Source organism: Croceicoccus sp. Ery5, from assembly GCF_020985325.1.
In the GTDB taxonomy this organism is placed as follows: domain Bacteria; phylum Pseudomonadota; class Alphaproteobacteria; order Sphingomonadales; family Sphingomonadaceae; genus Croceicoccus.
This window is the reverse complement of sequence record NZ_CP087587.1, coordinates 2,567,785-2,589,910: the sequence shown is the minus strand read 5'-3', so window position 1 is coordinate 2,589,910 and position 22,126 is coordinate 2,567,785. Positions and strand designations below refer to the sequence as shown.

The 22,126-nt window shown below is 60.3% G+C and carries 17 protein-coding genes and 1 pseudogene; 6 read left to right on the top strand and 12 right to left on the bottom strand.

The features are described 5' to 3' along the window. Nucleotides 1–281: 281 nt before the first annotated feature. Both LOZ74_RS12215 and LOZ74_RS12210 read right to left on the bottom strand, forming a co-directional pair. Nucleotides 282–2,819, bottom strand: coding sequence for a TonB-dependent receptor (locus LOZ74_RS12215; RefSeq protein ID WP_230291449.1), 2,538 nt, complete (start codon nucleotides 2,817–2,819; stop codon nucleotides 282–284). Nucleotides 2,820–2,916: 97 nt separating this feature from the next. After that, a complete protein-coding gene (locus tag LOZ74_RS12210; protein ID WP_230291448.1) occupies nucleotides 2,917–3,231 on the bottom strand; it encodes a hypothetical protein in 315 nt (104 codons plus the stop codon). A gap of 83 nt (nucleotides 3,232–3,314) precedes the next feature. On the opposite strand from LOZ74_RS12210, the gene LOZ74_RS12205 reads away from it, so the two are divergent. Beyond that, nucleotides 3,315–4,414 (top strand): IS3 family transposase gene (locus LOZ74_RS12205; protein ID WP_230291447.1). Its coding sequence is split into 2 segments (ribosomal slippage): nucleotides 3,315–3,576 and nucleotides 3,576–4,414, totalling 1,101 coding nucleotides; the frame shifts between segments, so codons are not numbered across the junction. Between the two features lie 136 nt (nucleotides 4,415–4,550). On the opposite strand, the gene LOZ74_RS12200 is transcribed toward LOZ74_RS12205, so the two are convergent. The 3 genes from LOZ74_RS12200 to LOZ74_RS12190 form a co-directional block, all read right to left on the bottom strand. After that, complete coding sequence (locus tag LOZ74_RS12200; RefSeq protein ID WP_230291446.1) at nucleotides 4,551–5,870, bottom strand: MFS transporter; 1,320 nt, start codon at nucleotides 5,868–5,870, stop codon at nucleotides 4,551–4,553. A gap of 34 nt (nucleotides 5,871–5,904) precedes the next feature. Next, the gene (locus LOZ74_RS12195; protein ID WP_230291445.1) at nucleotides 5,905–6,249 is read right to left on the bottom strand and encodes a nuclear transport factor 2 family protein; all 345 of its coding nucleotides are present in this window, start codon (nucleotides 6,247–6,249) and stop codon (nucleotides 5,905–5,907) included. A 216-nt stretch (nucleotides 6,250–6,465) separates the two neighbouring features. Further along, nucleotides 6,466–7,223 (bottom strand): IS5 family transposase gene (locus LOZ74_RS12190; protein ID WP_230291444.1). Its coding sequence is split into 2 segments (ribosomal slippage): nucleotides 6,466–6,890 and nucleotides 6,890–7,223, totalling 759 coding nucleotides; the frame shifts between segments, so codons are not numbered across the junction. 307 nt (nucleotides 7,224–7,530) lie between these two features. Here LOZ74_RS12190 and LOZ74_RS12185 point away from each other — a divergent pair. Then, nucleotides 7,531–8,754, top strand: coding sequence for a cytochrome P450 (locus LOZ74_RS12185; protein ID WP_230280625.1), 1,224 nt, complete (start codon nucleotides 7,531–7,533; stop codon nucleotides 8,752–8,754). Between the two features lie 92 nt (nucleotides 8,755–8,846). After that, nucleotides 8,847–9,104: pseudogene (locus LOZ74_RS18345) on the top strand (ATP-binding protein); the annotation flags it as partial. A gap of 493 nt (nucleotides 9,105–9,597) precedes the next feature. Here LOZ74_RS18345 and LOZ74_RS12175 read toward each other — a convergent pair. From LOZ74_RS12175 to LOZ74_RS12165, 3 genes are all read right to left on the bottom strand, one after another. After that, complete coding sequence (locus LOZ74_RS12175) at nucleotides 9,598–10,275, bottom strand: energy transducer TonB (protein WP_230291443.1); 678 nt, start codon at nucleotides 10,273–10,275, stop codon at nucleotides 9,598–9,600. Nucleotides 10,276–10,315: 40 nt separating this feature from the next. After that, nucleotides 10,316–12,469 (bottom strand): TonB-dependent siderophore receptor, encoded by a 2,154-nt coding sequence (locus LOZ74_RS12170; RefSeq protein WP_230291442.1) that lies wholly within the window; start codon nucleotides 12,467–12,469, stop codon nucleotides 10,316–10,318. Nucleotides 12,470–12,696: 227 nt separating this feature from the next. Then, nucleotides 12,697–13,119: a DUF2946 family protein gene (locus LOZ74_RS12165; protein WP_230291441.1), complete on the bottom strand. Its 423-nt coding sequence runs from the start codon at nucleotides 13,117–13,119 to the stop codon at nucleotides 12,697–12,699. 260 nt (nucleotides 13,120–13,379) lie between these two features. Between LOZ74_RS12165 and LOZ74_RS12160 the strand changes: the two genes are divergently transcribed. The 3 genes from LOZ74_RS12160 to LOZ74_RS12150 all read left to right on the top strand — a co-directional run bounded on the left by LOZ74_RS12160 (nucleotide 13,380) and on the right by LOZ74_RS12150 (nucleotide 16,081). After that, a complete protein-coding gene (locus LOZ74_RS12160; protein WP_230291440.1) occupies nucleotides 13,380–13,826 on the top strand; it encodes a hypothetical protein in 447 nt (148 codons plus the stop codon). 154 nt (nucleotides 13,827–13,980) lie between these two features. Further along, nucleotides 13,981–14,322, top strand: coding sequence for a UrcA family protein (locus tag LOZ74_RS12155; protein WP_230291439.1), 342 nt, complete (start codon nucleotides 13,981–13,983; stop codon nucleotides 14,320–14,322). A 190-nt stretch (nucleotides 14,323–14,512) separates the two neighbouring features. After that, the gene (locus LOZ74_RS12150; RefSeq protein WP_230291438.1) at nucleotides 14,513–16,081 is read left to right on the top strand and encodes a sulfotransferase; all 1,569 of its coding nucleotides are present in this window, start codon (nucleotides 14,513–14,515) and stop codon (nucleotides 16,079–16,081) included. A 57-nt stretch (nucleotides 16,082–16,138) separates the two neighbouring features. Here the strand turns inward: LOZ74_RS12150 and LOZ74_RS12145 are convergent, their stop codons facing one another. The 4 genes from LOZ74_RS12145 to LOZ74_RS12130 all read right to left on the bottom strand — a co-directional run bounded on the left by LOZ74_RS12145 (nucleotide 16,139) and on the right by LOZ74_RS12130 (nucleotide 22,120). Then, on the bottom strand, nucleotides 16,139–18,583 hold the full coding sequence (locus LOZ74_RS12145) for a TonB-dependent receptor (protein ID WP_230291437.1): 2,445 nt from the start codon (nucleotides 18,581–18,583) through the stop codon (nucleotides 16,139–16,141). Nucleotides 18,584–18,816: 233 nt separating this feature from the next. Next, nucleotides 18,817–19,797: a sterol desaturase family protein gene (locus LOZ74_RS12140; protein ID WP_230291436.1), complete on the bottom strand. Its 981-nt coding sequence runs from the start codon at nucleotides 19,795–19,797 to the stop codon at nucleotides 18,817–18,819. A gap of 343 nt (nucleotides 19,798–20,140) precedes the next feature. Beyond that, complete coding sequence (locus LOZ74_RS12135) at nucleotides 20,141–21,085, bottom strand: YncE family protein (RefSeq protein WP_230291435.1); 945 nt, start codon at nucleotides 21,083–21,085, stop codon at nucleotides 20,141–20,143. A 33-nt stretch (nucleotides 21,086–21,118) separates the two neighbouring features. Continuing rightward, nucleotides 21,119–22,120, bottom strand: coding sequence for an MBL fold metallo-hydrolase (locus LOZ74_RS12130; protein WP_230291434.1), 1,002 nt, complete (start codon nucleotides 22,118–22,120; stop codon nucleotides 21,119–21,121). Nucleotides 22,121–22,126 lie beyond the last annotated feature (6 nt).

The following is a 22,126-nucleotide window of genomic DNA, read 5'->3' as shown; positions in this document are numbered from 1 at the left end:
GACCTAACGCTGGCTCTTGCTGAAAGGTCGCCGAATGGCGGCCTTTTATGCGTTTTACGGCTCGCGAGAACGTGATCGAGGCCGGGGCGGTGAGTGCTTGCGCCAGAAGAGTCGCCCGTTGGTAGTTTCAGCGGGACATGTTCTGAACCGCTTGCGCCGACCGCGCATTAGCACAAAGATATTGCCGCTTTGGGAAGTCGATTTTCCAGAAAGAAAGGGAGCGAACCGAAGTCCGCCCCCCTGCCGGTCCGCTTAAAGCCGGACCGCTTACATGTCAGTGATCAGAAGCTGTACTTGGCTTCCACGCCCCATGTGCGCGGCGGCCCCAGATAGAGGCTGTTGTAAGGTGCAGCAGGCAGAATCACGGAAACGCCGGCCTGATATTCAACATCGAACATGTTCTTGAGATAGAACCCAAGGTCGAAGCCGGAACCGCCGATACCCTTCAGGTCAATGCGGCCATTGGCCAGCGAATAGCCTTCCAGCTGGAAACCCTGCTGCCCGCCGTAATCGGCGGTCATATAGAGATCTCCGCTAAAGATCAGGTCAGCATCTGCCGGCTTGACCGGTGCGATCCAGCTTGCGCTGAACGTACCGGCGAATGTCGGGGTCAGCTTGTTGATCTGCCCCCTGCCAAAAGAGCCCACATTGGGTCCAAGTTCTCCATTGGTGTTTACTGGCAACTGCTTGTCGATGTCAGTCTGGGTTATCGCGCCGTTGAAACCGAGGGTGAAGTTGCTGTCGGGCGAGACGCTGGCGTCGATCTCCACACCATAGATGCTGAGGTCGGCGGCGTTGATGATGAACGACGACGGCGGCGCATCCAGTGTTCCACGTGGGAAGGTAAAATTACCCGAATTCGACAGGAACTGCGTTGCATTCTCATACTTCGAATAGAACGCAGCCACGTTGATCCGGCCGCGCCCGCCGCCGAGATTGAAATTCAGCTTCTCGCCGATTTCCACGTCGGTCACGCGTTCCTGCTTGATCGTCTGGTACCCGGTAAGATCGACACAGGATGTCGAATAGTTCCCCGAAGGACAGGTCACCGGATCGGATTCAAACAGCGGGAAATTCAGATTCTTCGGACGGACGCCGCGACGGCTGGTGATATAGACCATGAAGTCCGGATTCACCTTATAGTCGAAACCGACGGTCCAGGTGGGATAATCGTCCTTTACCGACGAGCGACCGAAACCATCGCTGAATTCGGTCGGCGTGCCGACACGATCCGCAATATTCTGCTTACACTCGTCGAAAGAAACCGATTCAAACGTCGCCGCGTTGCCCGGATTATAGCAGAACTGTGCCTTGTCCCAGCTGTAGCGACCACCGACGTTGAAATTCAGTTTTTCGCTAAGCGGAATCGTGAACTGGCTGTAGATCGCAAAGCTCTGGTTCTTGACGTGCGTCGTCGTGGGCGGAATGCGGCCTAGCGAAGAGAAGGTGGTGAACTGATCGCCTGAAGGACCGGCCGGACCATCGACGCTGTAATATGCGCCGAGAATCCCGTTGAAGCCGCTGTCACTATCGTAGATGAGCTGAAGGTCGTTATCGATATAATCGCGCACATAGTGCTGTTCGGCATAATAAACGATAAACGGTTGGGTGACGAGCCCGCCCAGAAACGGATTGGCAAATCCGCCTTGGTCGAGGATGGGCACGGCGCCCGTGTTGATCCCTTGATCGTTTGTATTTTTGCGATAGCCGAAGATGTTGCGGATCGAAAGGCTATTGCTCAAATCTACATCGGTCGTGTTCACGACAGCGATCGACTTGCGATAGGCGCGGCCGCCGTTGATGCCGCCATCAAATGCTCCGCGCGGATTTTCTTGTGCGTAGTCGGCTGCCAGATCAGCGAGAGCGACAGCAGTAGCTGCCCGGGCCGGGTCACCCATCAGGGGCAGGAAGGCCGTGTTCTGGAATGGCGCGAAGTCGGCCTTGTAAAGAAACAGGCCTGCCGCACGCTCATCTGCTTTGAAATATTCGACCACGGTGGTATTCGAAATTCCATCGGTCGGCTGGATCGTCAGCGAAGCGCGGACGCTGTCATTCTTGATGTTATCGAACCCTGGGTAGCTGTCTGCATTCGGGTCGGTGACTCCCAGCGCCTGAACCTCTGCAAGGGCGAAGAAATCGGCGTCGAGTGAACGAATTCGTTCATCCTGCCGGCGAATCTGTCCTGCGACGCGCAGTGCGACGGAGCCGGGGATGATCGGGATATTGAGCGCGCCTTCCAGAGCGCGATAATCATAGCGGCCATAGGTGCCACGGACATAGCCTTTGAAGTCGTACAGGTCCGGCTGCGCAGTGTTGACAAGGATCGCGCCGCCAAGCGTCGATTTCCCGAAAAGCGTTCCCTGGGGCCCTTTCAGAACCTGGATGTTCGCGATGTCGTATGTCGGGATGCTCGAGCCGAGGCTGGGGATCGCGATATTGTTGAAATAGGTGACCACGCCGGGTGTCGTGAGTCCTACGGGAAGCTGCCCGATGCCGCGAAGGCTGACGTTGGTCGTGCTCTTGCCGCCTTCGGAATTGAAGTTCAGACCCGATGCGATCGATCTGACTTCGGCCAGTTCCTGCACGGTGCTGCGTTCCAGCGCCTGATCGTCGAACGCCGTCACAGCAACGGGCACGTCTTGCAGTCGTTCAGCGGTACGGCGCGCGGTTACAATGATTTCGCCTTGCCCTGCGGGCGCAGATTCGGCGAGTTGCACCTCGGCAATGTCCTGATTTTCAATGTCCTGCGCGTGCGCGGGAAGCGCGATTGCAAGCGCGGCGCTAGACGCCAACAGAGCAGGATGAAGTAATTTACTCATTGACCATCTCCCATGGAATTAAGATTTTTGTGTCTGTCGCGATGGTAGATAGGGCGAATGGCTCGGCGATGACCTATCTTAAGGTGGGGACCCTTTTTTATTGGTCATTGGGGGGGATTTGCGTGAACTCGCGGCTGATGCAGGCGCGCGCCACGGTCAACATGGCCTTGCCGACGCCGGGCATCTCACCGTCGCGTCCGAACAAGGAGGGCATGTACACGGTCAGCCCCGCATCGCGGACCCAGCGAGCAAAACGCGCCACATAGAGTTTGATCCCGGGAGTTTCGGAGATCACGATCACGGCGGAACTGCTTCCGGCCACATACACGGTCTTGGTCTTTCCCAGGAGCGTCAATTGACGCTTGTAGAAATCGTCTAGCGGGTCACCGATCTCGGGAAGAAATTCTCGCATTGACCTGAGCCCGGCAAACTGGTCCGTTTTTTGTGGGAATTTCCCGGTTAGGTTTGGCCAGTGCCAGCCAGGAGATTCGTGGCATGAAGAAGTCCAGGTTCAGTGAGCAACAGATTGCCTTCATACTGAAGCAGGCGGAGGACGGGACGACGGTCGATGAGGTCTGCCGCAAGGCGGGGATCTCGATCCAGACGTACTACCGCTGGCGCAGCAAGTACGGTGGGTTGATGCCGTCGGAGATGAAGCGCCTGAAGCAGCTCGAGGAGGAGAACAGCCGGCTTAAGCGCCTGGTGGCGAACCTCAGTCTCGACAAGGAGATGCTGCAGGATGTCATCAAACGAAAAATGTAAGGCCTGATCGGGCCCGTGAGCTGGTTGGCTATATGCAGTCCAGCTACGGTGTCTCCGAACGGCGGGCCTGCGATGTGTTCCCGACCAACAGGGCAACCGTCAGATACAAGTCCCGCCGTCCCGATCAGGCCAGTCTCGAAATGCGGATCAGGGAGCTTGCCGCGACGCGTGTGCGCTATGGCTACCGGCGTATCCATGTCCTGCTGCGGAGGGAAGGATGGCAAATCAACCACAAGAAGACCCGACGGATCTACCGCGAACTCGGCCTGCAGCCGCGCAACAAGACGCCCAAGCGCAAGGTGAAGGCGAAGCTGCGCGAGGACCGGGTTCCGGCCACGGCGCCCAACGAGTGTTGGTCGATGGACTTCCTGTCGGACCAGTTGTTCGACGGGCGCAAGATCCGGGTGCTCTCCATCGTCGACAACTACACCCGGTTGTCACCGGCGCTCGATGTCCGGTTCAGCTATCGGGGCGGCGACGTGGTCGACACGCTCGAACGGATCGCGGGTCAGTATGGGAGACCGAAGCGGGTCAGGGTGGACCAGGGGCCGGAGTTCATCTCGAAGGACCTCGACCTGTGGGCCTACCAGCATGATGTCGTACTCGACTTCAGCAGACTCGGCAAACCGGCCGACAATGCCTTCGCGGAATCCTTCAACGGCCGGGTCAGGGCCGAGTGTCTCAACGCAAACTGGTTCTTGAGCCTGGCCGATGCCCGGCATAAATGTGAGGCGTGGCGGCATGACTACAACAATGTCCGCCCGCACAGCTCCCTCGGCAACCAAACCCCGGCGGAGCGCGCTTTTGCATCAGGGCAGGCTAGCCTGCCCTGATGCAAAAAGAGCCGGTCTTTCTCATAAAGATCGGACCAAAGAAAGGGCCAGGCTCAAGTGGCCCAAGGCTCTACTCGTAACTGGTAGAAACTTCGGGCTCAGACCAGCATGTTTCCCTTCCCCCTTGCGGAACCTACTAATCTGCCACAGGCAATTCCGTGCCCTGTTGTCCGATCCGGATGGACCGCGTAGCCAGCAGAAGGTGCAATCCCCCCCAAGCTACGAAGATCATGGCAAAACCGATGCCCCACGCAACGCCTCTCGTCCCGCCTACCGCTTCACTTACGGCGCCGATCAGATATGTGCCGGCGCCCACACCGATAAGGTTGGCCCCCAATTGCACCAGCGACACGGCCAAACCGCGCAGGCGCGGTCCGGCCTGGTGTACGATTACGGAATAGACCGGCCCATTATACGATGCGCTGAAAAAGCCGCACATCAGCATGGCCGCGATGACCTGCGCCAGATTGCCGAAATACACCGTTCCCAGCCCCGTGAGTGCGGTGGCAAAGGGGATCATCGCCCCGAACAGAGCGGTCCGCACGGGATTAAATCCACCTTTATGCCGGTTCAGCTGATCCACCGCCCATCCAGCGGCAAGGCCGCCCGCCGAGCCGAGGACTCCATATGATAGAGCGATGAGCAGTCCCGCATCGGCAATCGGCATGCCATGTACGCGAATGAGAAATGTCGTCAGCCATGTACTCATCCCATAGATGCCGGTGGCGATCAGGATGATGGCGAAGATGCAATGGGCAAGTCCCGGTCGCGCCAGCAATTCGCCGATGCGGGAACGCAGACCGGCCTCCGACGCAAGTTCGTTGCTGGCCGGATCTTCGCTGGCGTCCATGCCCCCACGCACCGGTTCGCGCACGCCGAACAGCAGGACCGGTGCCAGCAGGATCCCGGGAATACCAGCCGCGATGAATGCCCAGCGCCACCCGAAATTCTGTACGATCGCGCCGCCCGCGACGAAGGCTATCGCCAAACCTACACCCGAACTGAGATACCAGATGCCGATTGCGGTAGCGCGGCGGTTCTTGTCGAAATAATCGCTCAGGATGGAAATACCCGTGGGTGATCCGGCCGCTTCAGAAACCCCAACCACGGCCCTGCTGGCGAACATCGACCAAAATCCGACCGCAAGACCACATAACGCGGTCGAGGCGCTCCAGATGGTCAACGCGGCGGCCATGATGTTGCGCCGATTGAAGCGATCGACCGCGACGCCGAACGGAATCGCGGCCATCGCAAAGAAAATGCCATATGCAAATCCCGCAAGAACGCCGAGCCGGCCATCGCTCAATCCGAACTCCCGACCCATCGGTTCAAGGATCAGGCCGATGATTGCCCGGTCGATGCCATGGGTCGTCTGAACCGCCGTCAAAATGGCAAGAACGCACCAGCTATATGCAGGGGAAGGGGCCGCCGACTGAGGTGGCTCTCCGGATTTCATCGAAGTTCGCCTGTCGTTCGTTTTCCTTGGGCACTCACTTCGCGGCATCCCTGTGGAAATATCTTACGCGCAGACTATCCCTGTCAGTATGATAGGTTTCGATGCTGGGCAGAACCGTTTGGCCCGTCTCGCCTGCAATGATGTTATGCACCAAGGCTGCGGCTTCGTTGCCGTTGACCAGCAAATGCACGAGTTCGGTTGTGCAGCTTGGGCCGTATGTTTCCCACATCTCCTGGACAGCCGCTGTGCCTTCAATGGGTTCGCTGCCGACATATTCGACGGTGAAGCCGCCAGGACCCAAAGCCTCGAATGCAGCTAACACGCCGCCAAGGTTCTTGGAATTCCACTCGCTATAGATCGCGCGTATATGCGGTTCCATCTCTCTATTCACTGGACACTCCACTCCAAACTGCTCAAGCCGGCATCGCGCTCGCCGGTGCAAAGCGCGGTCGTATTCTTAATTTTTATTCAGGATGGATGGCACCGAGCGGCGATGAACCTTTCTTAAGAAAGGCACATCACTGCATTCGATTCCTGCGAGAACCTGGGCGGGCGTTGCAATAGCAACCGCACGCCTAGGCTCAGGACTCGTTGATCACAGCCAGAAGAGCACTGTTGCGGCCAGAGTGAGTGCGGAAAAGAAGACGGTTGGGCAGCGGTCGTATCGCGTTGCCACACGGCGCCAATCCTTGAGGCGGCCGAACATGATCTCGATGCGGTTGCGGCGTTTGTATCGGCGCTTGTCGTATTTGACGGGCATCGAGCGGGATTTACGGCCGGGAATGCAGGGCTTGATGCCCTTCTGCTCGAGCGCGTCGCGGAACCACTCGGCGTCATAGCCCCGGTCGGCCAGCATCCACTCTGCTTTTGGCAGGTCGTCGAGCAGAGCCGCCGCTCCGGTGTAGTCGCTGACCTGGCCAGCTGTGATGAAGAAGCTCAGAGGACGTCCGTTGGCATCGGTGATGGCGTGCAGCTTGGTGTTCATGCCGCCCTTGGTCCGTCCGATCAGGCGCCCGAGATCCCCTTTTTTACCCCAAGGCTGGAAGCCGTGCGGTGGGCCTTGAGATAGGTCGCATCGATCATGACGGTCTGGGGTTCGGCCCTCTGGGCGGACAGACCTTCCATCATCCGGCTAAACACGCCCATCTCGCCCCACCGCTTCCAGCGGTTATACAATGTCTTGTGTGGTCCATATTCCCTCGGCGCATCCCGCCAGCGCAGGCCGTTGCGGTTGACGAAAATGATCCCGCTCAGCACACGCCGGTCATCAACCCGAGGTTTGCCATGGCTCTTGGGGAAATAGGGCGACAGGCGCGCCATTTGCTCGTCCGTCAGCCAATACAGGTCGTTCATGATCAATCTCCTCCCGGAGCCTGAATCACATCGCCTCTCGCCAATCAATGGGTCCTGAGCCTAGATGGTATGCAACCTACCCGATGGCCGGTTGCTGTTGGGGCTGAACGACGATGTTGGTGCAACGGCACGATGTGGTTCGGCTGCGCATACCTATCTTAAGAGAGGTTTTTACCTGGGGCGTGAGGGCACATCGTCGGCCGCTATAGGACGCGTCAATCTTCAGTCGCGCAGGCCCGCAAGATGTCGGCAGGGTTATCGATGACCCGAAGCGGCGGCAACAAAACAAGAATGGTGGAGAAATCGGATGGCTAGCGCTGCAACCCAGGAAATCCCGGCCCATGTACCCGCCAAAAAGGCGATGCGCCTTCCGTTTTTCGCACGTGAGGAAGTCAAGGACTGCCCACAGGAAAAGATGATCCCCGAAATGCACAAGTCTCTGGGGCCAATCACCTATGTCACGAACATTTTCCCCGGCGACAAGCCGGGATGGCTACTTACCGGCTATCAAGACACGATGGCACTGCTGCGCGATCCCGAAAATTTTACCAAGAACGGGATGGGGCAGTGGTCGCAAAGCATCGATGAAAACTGGCTGGTGGTGCCTACGGAAATTGATCCGCCGAGCCACAACTTCTATCGAAAGGCGCTCAACCCCCAATTCTCGCCGCAGAAGATGGCGGCAATGAAGGACGATCTGCGTCGCCGCGCGCATGACCTTATCGATGTATTTAAGGGCCGCGGGTCCTGCGACTTCGTCAAGGAGTTTTCGGAACGCTTCCCGATCTTCATCGTGCTCGATCTTCTGGGTTTGCCGCAGGATCGGATGGCCGAATTCCTCGTCTGGGAAAAGGACATGCTGCACACCAATGACTGGGAAGTGCGTGTCGCCGCGGTAGGGCAGGTGGTCGATTACCTTCGCGGCGAAATCGCCGACCGCCGTGCCAATCCACGAGACGATTACATCACCCGCATCTTCGATTTCGAGGTCGACGATGGCCGTAAATGGAACGACGAGGAAGTGCTTGGCCACTGCTTCAACCTGTTCCTCGGCGGCCTCGACACGGTTACGACGATGCTTGGCAACATCTTCTGTCATCTCGCACGCCACCCCGATCAGCAGAAGGAACTACGAGAAAATCCGGACAAGATTGTCCTGGCGGTCGAGGAGTTCCTGCGGGTTTATGGTCCAGTTACGGCATTCCGCATCGCCACGCGCGAACTGGAAATACATGGTCAGAAAATTATGCCGGGTGAATATGTATCGGTCTGCACCCCTGTCGCCAATCAGGATCCCGAACAACATCACAACCCTTCCGAAGTGCGCTTCGACCGTAAGGCTCCTCACATTGCACTTGGCGGAGGCATCCACAAATGCCTCGGCATGCATCTTGCCCGGTTCGAGCTTCAGACGGCGCTTGAGATCTTTCTCGCTGAAATTCCGCAGTTCCGGTTCAAGGACGGGTTCGAGCCGTCCTACTTTGTCGGCAATATAACCTTTGTCCCGCGCCTCGAACTGCAGTGGAATTGAACAGATTGATCAAGCGTCTGCCTGCCTAAGTACTCATCGAGTTCTGTGAGCACTACGTTCATGCGATGCGTTCTTTTTCAGCATCAGCTTGCTCAGCTGTCGTTTCTCCAAGCCAGCCCTTCGGCGAATGGAACCGCGTCTTCCCGGACCCGGCAATGGCGCTCGCCGCAGTCGACAGGCTCGTGCATCACGCCACGATTTTCGAGATGAACGTCGAAAGATACCGCCGGCGAACGGCTTAGGCCCGCCGCACCGGGGCTGGACGTCCTGCCGCTTATACCACGTCCGAAGTCCTCGAGACCATCCGCGACAATCAGGATAAGAACGAGGCCCTAGCCAGCGATAGTTAAAATCGGCACTCAATGACGCGCCGCGACAATCACATTCTCATCTTGATTGACGCGCAATCCTCATCCTGTTTGTCGCGCTACCGTTCGCTATCTGTGCGTCGCTATCGACGATGCTCTCACCCTATCGAAGCGAACTGAAGTTAAGCGAGGATGCTGGCCCTTTGCGCTGCGTCCCAAGAGGTCAGTAGAGCTTGTGAACGAAGCAAGCTTTTAGTTACGTGATTCTGAATCCGAACATCCGCTTAGTCGGCATCGCGGGCCTTCGATCGATCAACGGTCGGACGAGAGACTTCTAGGACCTTTGGGGCGATCCGACTGTCCTTAAATGTCCATCGACGTCCAAAAACTTTGGGGGCATATTCGGGGCCAAACGCGCGGGCTGAAATATAAAAAATCGTTGTTAATCAGTCTGTAAATTAAAGTTTTCGAATCCCACCCTCTCCGCCACGCACCTTACTTGTCGCCAACCTGACGCCGTGTCCGGCTGCGGTCCCTAGTGAAAATCCACCGTGATCCGGAAATGCAGCTGGTCAGGCGTGATTTCTGCCGGTGGCGGATCGAACGGCGCGGCGCGGTGGAGCATGCGCTGCGCGATTCGGTCCAGGCGGGCATAGCCGCTCGATTGGGCGATTTGGTCCTGTATCAGCGCGCCTTGCCGGTCGAGGGTGAATGACAGCGCGACCGTGCCCCGTTGTCCTGTGCCTGCTGGCTTCCATGCCATAATCTGCTGCCGCAATTGCGCGGCATAGGCTGCAACCGGATCGGGACGCGGAGGCGTGGTTTGCGCTGGCGGCGGCAGGGTCAGTGTTTGCACGCGGTCCTGCGCCGGTTCCATGGCGGCAATGCGTGTCGGCGGGGCCGGGGTCTGCCGGACAGCGGCCTCGTCTGCCAAAACAGCGCCATCCGGCACGATGGTGCGTGTCGGTGCTGCCTTTGCTTGGTCGGGTTCCGATTCGGTGCCATTGGCCGGCGGGCGTTTGTCAGGCTGGCGTTCGGTCGCGGGTTCGGCGGCGAAGCGCATCGTCACCTGTATCGCATCGGCTGTTGCGGCAGGCACAGGTTCGTCGATCCGGAATGCGGTCGCCGCGACGAGCAGCAGCGCGATATGCACTGCCACCGTCGCGACGATACCGCGCAGGTTGGGCGCAGGGGGTGTGGCGGCGAAACTCACCGCGTTCTCCGTCGTCCCGCCCTGTCGGTCCGGTCAGCCATCAGAACCGCGTCGAAAGCCCGACATTGAAAGACCGGCCACGGCCCGGAACGGGACGCAGTTCGCCCGTCGCGCCGTAATCACCCAGCGATACCCCGCCCAAGGGCAGGGCATAGCCCGCATCGAACAGGTTCTCGACATCCAGACTGACGCGCACGCCCGCAAGCGTATAGGCAGCGCCCAGGTTGACCAGCGCATAGTCGTCGGTCTCAGGCTCGTTTCTTGTATCGTCGACGCGGGTCTTTTCCGCCACCCATTCGACATCCGCGCCCAGTTCCAGAGCGCCGCTGCGATGCGAAAGCCCCAGTTTCAGATCGAGTGGCATCTGGCGATAAACCGGGCCGCCATCGGTAAGATTATTGGCCCGCAGCCACGAAACCGATGCCGTCATCGCCGTGCCGTCGGCATCCTTGCCCCTTGCGATCTGCAGCGCGCCCGACAGGTCGACGCCATAGAATTCGGCATCCTGATTGGCGAATTGCAGCTGCACGAAACCGCTGGGCATGCCCATCATATCGGTCAGTTCCTGTACGAATTCGGCGTCGATATAATCGTCGACCCGCGTGTAATAGGGGGACACGCGCAGCGACCAGCCCGCCGTTTCGGACCCCAGCGCCAGGGCCGCGCTGACCGTATCGGCCTTTTCGGGCTTCAGATCCGGATTGCCGACATAGCCATTGCCGTCGCCGTACCAGCCGATCATCCGGCTCGCCATCGAACCGCGCCCCCAGCTGTAACGCTCGTACAGATTGGGCGAACGGGTCTTGTGCGCATAGCCCAGCTCCAGCACGGCCATGTCCGAAAGCTCATAGACCAGCATCGCCGATCCGCTGAGATTGTCGTCGGTCCGCTTGCGGTCGATGGCGTTGAAAGCGGCAGCGGCGGCCACGTCCGCCATTTGCATCATCGATGTGCCATAGGGGCTGACATCGCCCGTATCTATGACGACGCGGTCGTAACGCAGGCCGATATTGGTTGATAGCGCGTCGCTCCAATGTCGTTCCCATTCGGCGAAAACGCCGGTCCGGTCGCGCGTGCCTTCGTTGATGTTCACGAAGGCGTCCGGGCCCATCATCATGCTGCCTTCGACCGGAGGCCAGTAATCGTCCAGCCATTGACCGTGAAACTCTCCGCCAACGCGCAGGCTGTCATGCATGGAGAGGGTGAGCGTCGCTTTGGCAGAGGCGTCGAAGCTGTGAACCTCGGTGTTCATCGGCATAGAGCCGGGCAGCTTGTCTTCCAGAAAATTCATCTCGTGGTCGGTGTCGCGATAGGCGGCTTTCACCTCGACATCGCCCCAGTCGTAATAGCCGTCATAGCTGCCGTTGACGAACCAGCTGCGGTTGTCGACCATGTCCATCCACTGGTTGGGAAACCCTTCATAGGGGGACCGCTGGATGCCGCCCTTTACCTGCAGCAGGCCGGCGTCGTGCTGCCATGCCAGCGCGATAGCATGATCTGTCTTGGCATATTCGGTAGAGCGCACCAGCCCGTCATTGCCGCCGCCGTCGTACTGGTCCGACTGGCTATAGGAGCCTGTATAGGTTGCGCTGATATGATCGCCCGCGACGGTGATCTTTGCCGCGCCGCCAAATCCGTCGCCGTTGGAACGGTAAAATGCCGACATTTCGCCAGTGACCAGCAGGTCGCCGGTGGTGGAGAAAACGGGCGGCGTGCTGGTGACCGAAATGACGCCGCCGATATTGTCGCCTCCGCTGCTGACGGGGGCCACGCCGGTCAGCACGGTGATCGCATCGATGCTTTGCGGATCGGTATAGGAAAGCGGCGAGTTCATGTCGTTGGGACAGGCGGCATCGATCAGGAAGCCGTCGACCAGAACGGTCAGCCGCTGTTCGGAAAGGCCCCTGATCGAAGGCATCGACGAAAACCCGCCGCCGGTTGCGGCGCTGACACCGACCAGATCGGTGATAAGCCGCGCAGTATCGCTGCTGGCCGCTTGCTTGCGCGCCAATGCCTCGCGCTCGATCCGCTGACCGGTGACCGTCGCGCGCGAAATATTTGCGCTGGCCGACGTGCTGTCGATGTCGATGGTGCCGATATCGGTTTCGGGGGCAGTCATATCCTGCGCCTGCGCCTGCGCGGCGATGGGGGTAAGGGCGCATCCGGCCAGCAGGGCGGCGCGCGCAATTTGCATGCGGTAATTCATGTCGTTCAACTTCTCGGTTCAGAAAGCTGCGCGCCGCGCACAGCCACAACGGGCGCGATCGCGGGCGACAGCGGAATAATGCGGATCCGGACCGACAGGGGACAGGGATGTACAACGGGCACGGACAGTCCCGTGCCGGTATCGCAGCATCAAATGCGGCCGAACGGCGCGCGAACGGCGTCCGTCAGACCTTCATTGCGAAAACTGCCCGCCCGTCAGGCAGACAGCGGGGGCGCACGCAGGGGAGGGCGCAGGAACGCGGGACGCCGGATCGTGGGCAGGGGGGCGGCATGCACCGCCAGCAGCATGATAAAGGCAATCGCCGCTGCCAGCAGCGCAATATCCCCGCCCGTCAGCGCTGCATGCGACAGGCCCGAAAATGCGCAGTGCAGCGGTTTGGCACCCTGATCGGTCTGCGTATCGCCGTGATGGCCCTGCTGGTCGTGATGGAGCTGCGGGATCGACCGGACCATCGCGACAGGGCCTGTCGATGTGCACAAGACCACCGTGATCGACCCGCCCGACTGGGCCGAAAGCATGAAGCCGGACGGCACCGCCGCCCTGATTAACAAGGCCAGCGCAAGCAGCACCAGCGCCATGCGGCGATGCTGTCGAATCAGGTGGCGCAGGCGATCCATGCGCGCGGCATATGCCGGTTCGAAGCGGATGTCAGCGGTTCTTTATGTCGCAGATCCGCGTCGATAGCATCGCCCCGGCCGCCGCATCGCAGCATCAAAGGGTGCGATCGTCCGGCCCCGGCGTCCGGTGAGCCGAGGATATTAACGTTGACCTTGGGTGTAATATCGATAGGCTGCCGTCAACAAAGCAACAAACATCACCGTTTCGAAGGACTCGATCACCGTGCCGCTGGCTGGCACGGAGGAAAAGGGTGTTTCCGATGGTTCGTGTTTGTCGTGACGGCATCAACTCCTGTCTCTCTAAACCGGTCCCGCGTCGTGCCGGACCAGCCGGAAAACGGCGTGTTCTGGCGCTGGGCACTGCATTGTGCGGCGCGCTTCTGGCGATGCCTGTCGGCGCCAAGGACGCCGAATCCCGCCTTGTCCGCTGCGGTGCGGCAAGCTGCCTTCAACTGACGGGCTATCGCGACGATCCCGATGCGGAAGTGCTGGTGAACGGCCGTTCGGTCGCGGTTGAGGGAGAGCGTCGCTGGCAGGTGCATATGCCATTGGAAACATTGCGCGATTATGCCGATCCGCATGCCCGTTCGATCGAGGTTTCGGTGGGCGAACAGGCAGCGCGTGAAGGGGTGGATCGGGTGAAACTGCCCATCGGCCTGCTTGGCAATACGACGGGTCTGGACAGTATCGTCGTCACCGCGGGCTGAAACCGGGCGTGAAAAATAAAAGATAATTCCATTTGCCCAATCGCTTCCCGCACCCGCGAACCCGCTGAAATCCGCCAATTCTTGCAAGGTCAGGGCCGTCGGCCTATATCCGTATCCAGCCGTCAGAGAGCGGCAGGAGAACACGCAGGAGTTGATGATGAAGAAGGGCCTTTTGGTCGTAGCCGCTTGCTGCATGGCAAGTTCGGCATGGGCCGCCACGGGCGATCCGGTCGCAAGCGATCCGTTCGTGCAGCAAGCCGCCGAACTGCGGCTGGACGGGATCGATTTCACCACTGTCGAAGGCCAGAACCGCCTTGCCATCCGCATGGACGATGCGGCGCGGGCCGTTTGCGGTGACCGTCTGGCCAGCGTGCATCTTGCCGTCGCAAGGCAGGCGCGCGACTGCGAAGTGCAGGTGAAGGCCGATATCCGCAGACAGATCGAACAGCGCATGGCTGCCCGCGAAGATGGCGTGCGGCTGGCGTCGAGCCGGTAATGACTATGCCGTTCGTGTGGACGGCGACACTGCGATGAGGTGGCTATCCGGTCCGAAGCAAGCTTGCGTTTGCTTCGCCGGATAACACTTCATATGCTGCGGCGATGAATGTCGCGCAGCCTGAATTTCCGCCATTTCCTGCCCATTCCGGTGCCTTGCGCAGCCGTGCCGCGTGTAACTGGCGGGCGGCATGACAATGGGCGATCTGCAAGCGGACGCACGCGCCGCGCTGGAACGGGGCGATCTGGCCGCTGCCGCCAATGCCGCAAGGGAACTGGTCCACGGCGAACCGGCCAATCCGGCAGGCTATTTCCTGATGGGCGTCGTCGCGGGAGAGGCGGGGCAGGTCGCCAAGTCGGTGCCCATGATCCATGCGGCGATAGAGCGCGGCGAAAAGGCCGAGCATTGGGCCCATCTGGCCAAGATGCTGATCCTGCTGCGCCGCGATGGCGAGGCTGCCGAGGCCGCGCAAAAGGCGCTGGCACTTGCGCCCGGCGATGCCATGACATGCGATACGATCGGTTGCGTACTGGTGCGGCTGGGCGATCATAAAGGGGCGCTGGAGCCGTTCCGTTCGGCCGTCGCGGCGCGGCCCGATAATCTGGAATTCCGCTATAATCTGGCCGCAGCGCTCGGCTTTACCGGCAGGGTGGAAGAGGCGCGCGAGCAATATGAGCATATTGTGGCCGATGATCCGGGCGATGCGCGCACGCATTATGCGCTGGCGATCCTGTCGCGGCAGGCGAGGGACCGCAATCATATCCCCCGCTTGCAGGCCGCGCTGGCCAAGGCTGAGCGGCCCGACGATGCGCTGCGCATCCGCTATGCGCTGGCCAAGGAGCTTGAGGATATCGGCGATGCCACCGCGTTTTCGCATCTTTCCGCCGCGAACGAGCAGCAGAAGCGCGCGCTGAATTATGATTTCGCGCAGGACGCAGCCATTTTTGACGCGCTGGAGGCGCTGTTTGGCGCAGCTCCGCCGCAAGATGGCGCAGGCCTGGCCGGATCGAACCCGATTTTCGTAATTGGCATGCCGCGCACCGGCACCACGCTGGTCGACAGGATCCTGTCGTCGCATCCCGATGTGCGTTCCGCGGGCGAATTGCAGGCGATGCCTCTGGCGCTGAAGCGGATGGCGGGAACGGCGTCGCGCACTATCATCGATCCTGCAACGATCGCGGCCAGCGCGGGGATCGATCCGGCGGCATTGGGAGAGGCCTATCTGGCGCAAGCCAGCCACCATGTGCCCGATGCGGGCAAGCGCTTTATCGACAAGCTGCCCGCCAATTTCCTCTATGCCGGCCATATCGCGCAGGCCCTGCCCGACGCCGCCATCGTTTGCCTGCGACGCGGGCCGATGGATACGGTGTGGAGCAATTACAAGAACCTGTTCGCCAGCAATTCGGCCTATTACGCCTATTCCTACGATCTGATGGACATTGCCCGCTATTACGCGCGGTTCGACCGGTTGATGCAGATGTGGGAACATCTGTTTCCGGGCCGCGTGCTGCAATTATCCTATGAAGGGCTGGTCGCCGATCAGGAAGGGCAGACCCGCCGCCTGCTCGACCATTGCGGGCTGGGCTGGGATGCGGCCTGCCTGTCGTTTCACGAGAACAGCGCCGCCGTCGCCACGCCCAGCGCCGCGCAGGTGCGCCGCCCGATCAATGCCGACGGCATCGGCAAATGGCGCGCCCATGAACAGGCGATGGAACCGGTGCGCCGCTGGTTCGAAACGCAGGGCATCCGCACCGCATAAAAAGAGGGCGCCTGCCGCAACCGGCAGGCGCCCCATGTGTGGCATTCAATCAGGCGATCAGAACTTGATCCGCCCGTCGATCCCGACGGTGCGCGGGGTCAACACCACATTGCGGTAATAGCGCAGCAGCACGCCGTCGTTCAGCCCGGTGCGCGAACGGTCGTTGGCGACCGAGACCACGGCATATTTGTCGAAGATATTATCGGCAAACAGGCTGACGGCGAATTTGTCGTTTTCAAAACCGAGCGATGCGCGATGCGTGACAAAGCTGGGCAGCTTGTCGCCATAGGCGCGTTCCCAGCCAAGGCGCGACACGACATTGCCGCGATAGACGGCGGTCCAGTTCGCGATCACGTCGCCATCGCCCATCGGCATGACATAGGTGGCCCCCAGCGTACCCGAATTCTTGGGCGAACCGGGCAGGCGATCGCCGTCTTCCGCGATCAGCTTGATGGGCGAGCTGGGATAGGTGCCCGCCGGATCGTTGATCGGGATCAGACCGTCGAAGATCGGATCGAGCACACCGTCGTCATTGGCGTCGACATCCTCGGTCAGCTTGGCATCGGTGTAGCTATAGGTGCCCTGGATCGACAGTTCGGGGATCGGACGGATCTGGAACGAGGTTTCGAAACCCTTCGATTCCGCCTTGCCCGCGTTTACCGTGATGCCGGTCACGCCATAGGTGGTGGCCGATGCGACCTGCAGCCCGTCCCATTTGATCAGGAAGGCGTTGAAGTTGAAGGTCACCTTGCGGTCGAACAGCTGCGTGCGGATACCGACATCGATGTTCTTGGTTGTATCCGGTGCGTACTGGATTTCGTTCGGCAGGGCGCAAATGACCTGCGGACCTTCGTAATCGTTGGGGTTCAACGGGATTTCAGGACCGCAAGGCGCGACCCTGTTCGGTCCGCCGATGCGATAGCCCTTGCTGTAGGTACCATAGAGCATGATGTCGGGCGTGATTTCGAACGAGGTGTTGAACTTCCACACCCAACCGTCCTGACCGGCATCGCCGCCATTGACGTCCAGTTCATAGGGGCTGAGCGGATCGCCCAGAAGCGGCAGTGCCGCCGCGCCCGCGATTTCGGAATCGTAATCGAAATAGCGCGCACCGGCCGTTACCTGCCACTGCGGGATGATCTGGAACGAACCTTCGCCGAAGGCTGCCTTCTCGGTCACTTTCGACGTGACATAGCTGACATATTCAAGCGCTTCGGGATTGCTGTCGGTATCGACCCACGGGTGGTTGGGCGTATGCTCGGCATAATCGCTCTGGTACTTGTTCTCGTTATAGAAGCCGCCGACGACCCAGCTGAACGGGCCGCCATGGCGCGACACAAAGCGGATTTCGCCGGTCTTCTGCTTGCGCGTCGTCTCGCTCTCGTTCCACGCGGCAAAGGCGGGATAAAGCTCGTAACCATAGTCGAGGTCGAGCAGCAGGTCGGTCACGTCGCCCTCGGCCTCGGTCTTTACCTCGGTATAGGCGCCGGTGGCGACGATATCGAAGATATCCGCGATATTGGCGTTGATCTCGGCGCTGGCCAGATGCGCCTGACGCGTGGTGGGTTCGGTAAAGCGGCTGGCGTTTTCATAGCGGCCCGTGCCCAGCACGCCGTCGCTGTTCGCCTGCGCGCCGCCCGTTTCGGTCTTTTGATAGGCATAGGTCAGGATCAGTTTCAGATCCTCGCTCGTCTGCATCAGCAGCTGGTTGCGGGTGGTAAAGGTACGCTCGTAATTGAGGTCCTTTTTCCACTTGAGGTTCGCGGCATAATCGTCAGCGTCGATGCCGTCGACACCGCTGGGCTGCGGCAGCGAAATGCCCGGTTCCTGCACCAGAGTGGTGTAATCGATAAAGCCCGGCGTATCGTACCAGCCGGTGGCGGTGCGGAACGCAATATGGTCGCGCACGATGGGAATGTTCAGCGTGACATCGCCCTGATAGCCGAAATCGTCGCTGTGCGACATGGCCATGCCGCGCACATGCACCTCGCCCTCGATCACATCGGTGTTGGGGCGGTTGGGGATATAGCGGATCGCACCTGCCAGCGTGCCCAGACCGTAAAGCGTGCCCTGCGGGCCCAGCAGCGTTTCGACGCGGTCGATATCGATCAGCTTGAAATCGTAATAGAGCGGCGTTTCGCCCAGATAGGTGCCGAGCGCATTGTCATAGTTCGAACCGAAATCGCCCGTGTCCGACGCGCTGAGGCCGCGCAGCACGATCTTGCCGGTCGACCCCGGGCCGGTGTCGAGCACGGTCATGCCGGGGGTGAAATCGGCGATGTCGCGCACGTCGTCGATCCGCTGGGCTTCCAGCTCTTCGCCGCCGATGGCGGTGATGGTGATCGGCGTATCCTGAAGCGTGGTGCTGCGGCGGGTGCCGGTCACGATAATGGCGTCGGGATCGGTCGCCGCGGATTGGGCAACGGCAGCCGTGCCGGTCGCTTCTTCCTGCGCCGATGCCTGCGCGGAAAAGGCACTGCCCGTCAGCACCGTCGCCGTCATCAGACCCAATCGAAATTTCGCGCAATTCGTCATTTAGTTCCCCCTAATCTGGGCCAAAACCTTCCCGCGTTCCGAAGCGCGGTTGCGCAACGGCCCATGGGTTCCTGATCTGAATGGATCCTGGCGTTCACCGGCTGCCGGCTTTGCGGCTTGTCGGCTGGTGTCCGCTTGCTGCCCGTCCGTCCTTCTGCCGGGCAATGCGATCCGTGCTACTCCTGCGTACTCACCGGACTTCAGCCCGCTGACGGGGGCGAATTGCGCCCCGCCTTCCACCGGTCGATCACGGGCTGAAACGGAAACATGAATTGTTCATAGATCGACAGCCGCTTGCGTTCGTCCTGCCCCACGACAGAGGATTCCCCCTCGCGATAGGTGCCGAACACGCGGTCGATGACGATCAGCGAATTGGCATAATTGCAGCGCGTATCTTCATAGCTGAGCGCCGTGTGATGCAGGCTGTGATGCCGGATCGTGGTGAAGAAAAACGAATAGAACAGCGGCGGATCGGACCGCACATTGGCATGGGCAAAGCCCGAAATGACGCCCAGCAGGTTGATCGCGCAAAAGATCGCAGCCGGTGCGAAATCGAACAGCGCCACGACGCTGAGCGTGATGAGGAACAATTCGATGGGATTGCCGACCGCGCCTTTTAGCGCGTTGAGCTGGGTGATGTGATGATGCGGCGCATGGGTGAGCCATAGCGGATAGGCATTATGCATCAGCCGGTGCATCCAGTATTGCCCGAACTCGATGATGAAGATCACCGCCGCGACCTGAACCAGAAAGGGCAGCGCCAGCATCCACGGCGTTTCGATGCCCAGCGCCTCTTTCAGCAGGGCAAGCGGTTCGTCGGCCAGCGTGACCGTGGCCCATGCGATGACCGTATAGCTGAGCACGACATAGAACACGTCGGTCGCCAGTTCGCGCAGGTTGATGCGCCAGGTCGCATGGCGTTCTAAGACCAGTTCCAGCCCCTGTATCCACGCCATGATCGCAACGGCCACCAGCGTCAGCGTGACGGGGCTTTCGGCAATGTCTGTGGGGGCAAGGGCCCAGAACGCGGCGACGACGGCCAGCGTGACGGGCGGGATCAGATTGACGAGAAGGGTTTTGACAGATGATGCGCGCCCAGCGCCCTGCGCCGCATCACCGGCCGTCGCGCCAGCCTGTCCGGCGGCTGCGGAAGCGGTGCTTTCGGCGTGCGTCTGGTGCATCGAAAACCTCCATAGAGGACCGTTTTGGCCCTGCCGTGAAAATCCTCTCGCCATTCCCTCAATGCCGCTTCTCGGGCAGCTATGGGATACGGTACAGATATTACGAAAAGCGTCAAGCGTATTAATTGGGGGTGCGGTTTTGTCGGTATGCCCCAGTTAACGTATTGATTTTCGCGATTTTACATTTTTGGCGGTAATATCCGGCGATACGTCTGACATGCCGACTCGTGTATACAAAGTGGCGGGTGTGCAACATTCGTCGTGGGTCGATTCTCAAACGGCGCGGCCGCCATGTCCCGCAGTCAGGACATGGCTGCCGCGCCGCTGCGCCGGGGTATTGCAATTACCCGGCGGTCGGCAGGGTCCACCATGACAGGGTCTGGTTGTCATGCGCCGATGTCCACACGCCGTCGGGCGTATAGCGGATCGCCCCGCTGCCCGCGGCCTTGCCCAGCCGCGCCTTGACCGTATTGGTCGCCGGATCGATGACGGCGAACACCTGATCGTCGGTGGTGCGCAGCCAGACAAGCCCGCCACCGACATCGATATCGCCATAGATCAGGTTCTCGCCCACAGCGATGCGATCGGTCACGGTCATGGTCGCGGGATCGACACGGGCCACGGTGCCATCGCCCTGTTCCTGCACCCACACGGCCCCTTCGCCCGCGGCAAGGAAGCCCGGCTGCTTGCCCAGTGCGACCTTGCCGGTGACCTTGTTCGTCGCCGGATCGATCTTTTGCAGCGACTGCGCATCGCTGCTGACGGCCCATAATGCGTCGAGCCCGAACGCCAGATAGAATGTGCCGGGATCGACGCTGACCGTGGCGATCACTTCATTGGTCGCAGGATCGACGCGCGCGATCGCGCCTTCGCTGTCGCTGGGCACCCAGACCGAACCGGCGCCTGCCACCACATTGGTCTCTCCCTTGGGATTGGCGATGCCGGTGGCGATGATCGTTTCGACCTGCGCATCGTCCAGCCCGATGCGATAGAGATTGCTGTCGGGACAATTGGCGACCCACAACGATCCCTCGGCAATGGCCATGGTGCCGCAGGGGCGCGGCATTTCCGTGGCGGCCAGCTTGCCGTCGACGCCCCATTGTTCGACCCTGCCGTCATTGGTGACCCATACGGTGTCGCCATCGACGGCCAGGAAATCGGCAAAGCCGGGCACGGCCAGTTCCTTTTCGACCATCTCGAATGCCTCGCCCGCCGGTTCTTCGGCAGGGGGCGAACCGCATGCGCCAAGCGAGACGGATGCCAATGCGATTGCAACGGTTTTCTTCATGCGCGTGCTCCTGTCACGGCCCGGACGCGGGCCTTAGCTATAGCGATAGGGATAGGTGTCGATAGTGGTGGTGCTCCGCGTCTGGTTGCACAGGAACACCGTGCCGGTGAAATAAATGCCGGGTTCGGTGATGGTCTTGGCGAATTCGAACGTGTGGCGCAGCTGTTCGACCGTCATCTGCACCGGTGCCTCGTCCGGTTGCCATGTCAGCCCGTAGGGATAATCGACCCCGTCCTTGCTGATCTCGACATGGCAGCCCATCACATGGGTCACGGGATGGGTGTCGACGAAGTCGATCAGCCGCTTCATGCTGTCGAACCAGGGCTCCCAGAAACTGATATAGCAGCGCCCGCGATAGAACATGTCGCCGGTATAGAGGATTTGCGAATAGCTGTCGTAATAGGCGAATTCCGAGATGACATGGCCCGGCGAGCCCCAGATCAGAATGTCGCGCCCGCCAAGGTCCAGCGTCACCCTCTCTTCGGGGAAATTGGTCATGCCCCAGAAACCGACCATTTCTTCATGCGTCAGCCCCATGTAACGCGTGTTGGGCCGGTCCGCGAACTGGTTGACGGCGGCGTAATGGTCGGCATGCAAATGGCTGAACGCGACCAGCAGCTCCATCTTTGCCGGGTTCTTGCCGTTGCGCTTGCACCATGCGTCGATCGTATCGTCCACGATGCCGCGCAGGTCGCAATCGTTGCGCAACTGCACGAAACCTTCGTCCAGCAGCAGGATGCGGTCGTTCCCGAAATAGAGCGGGGCGAAGGGCGCTTCGTAACTGTACGCCTTGTTCTGGCGCAGGATGGCGGTGTGTTCGTTGTACCAGTGCACCTGCCACGGCGGATCGGTGTTATCCATGCACGACGGCGAACCGCAGATCCATTTGTCGGGAAAGGAACCGGTGGCGGGCAGATTGCTTTTGAAATCGATGGGCGGGCCGTTGTCGGCCAGCGTTTCGGCATAGGCGATGCCGGCGCCCGACAGCGGAATGACGGCGGCGGCGTTCGTGGCCAGAAAGGTTCGGCGGTCCATGGCGTG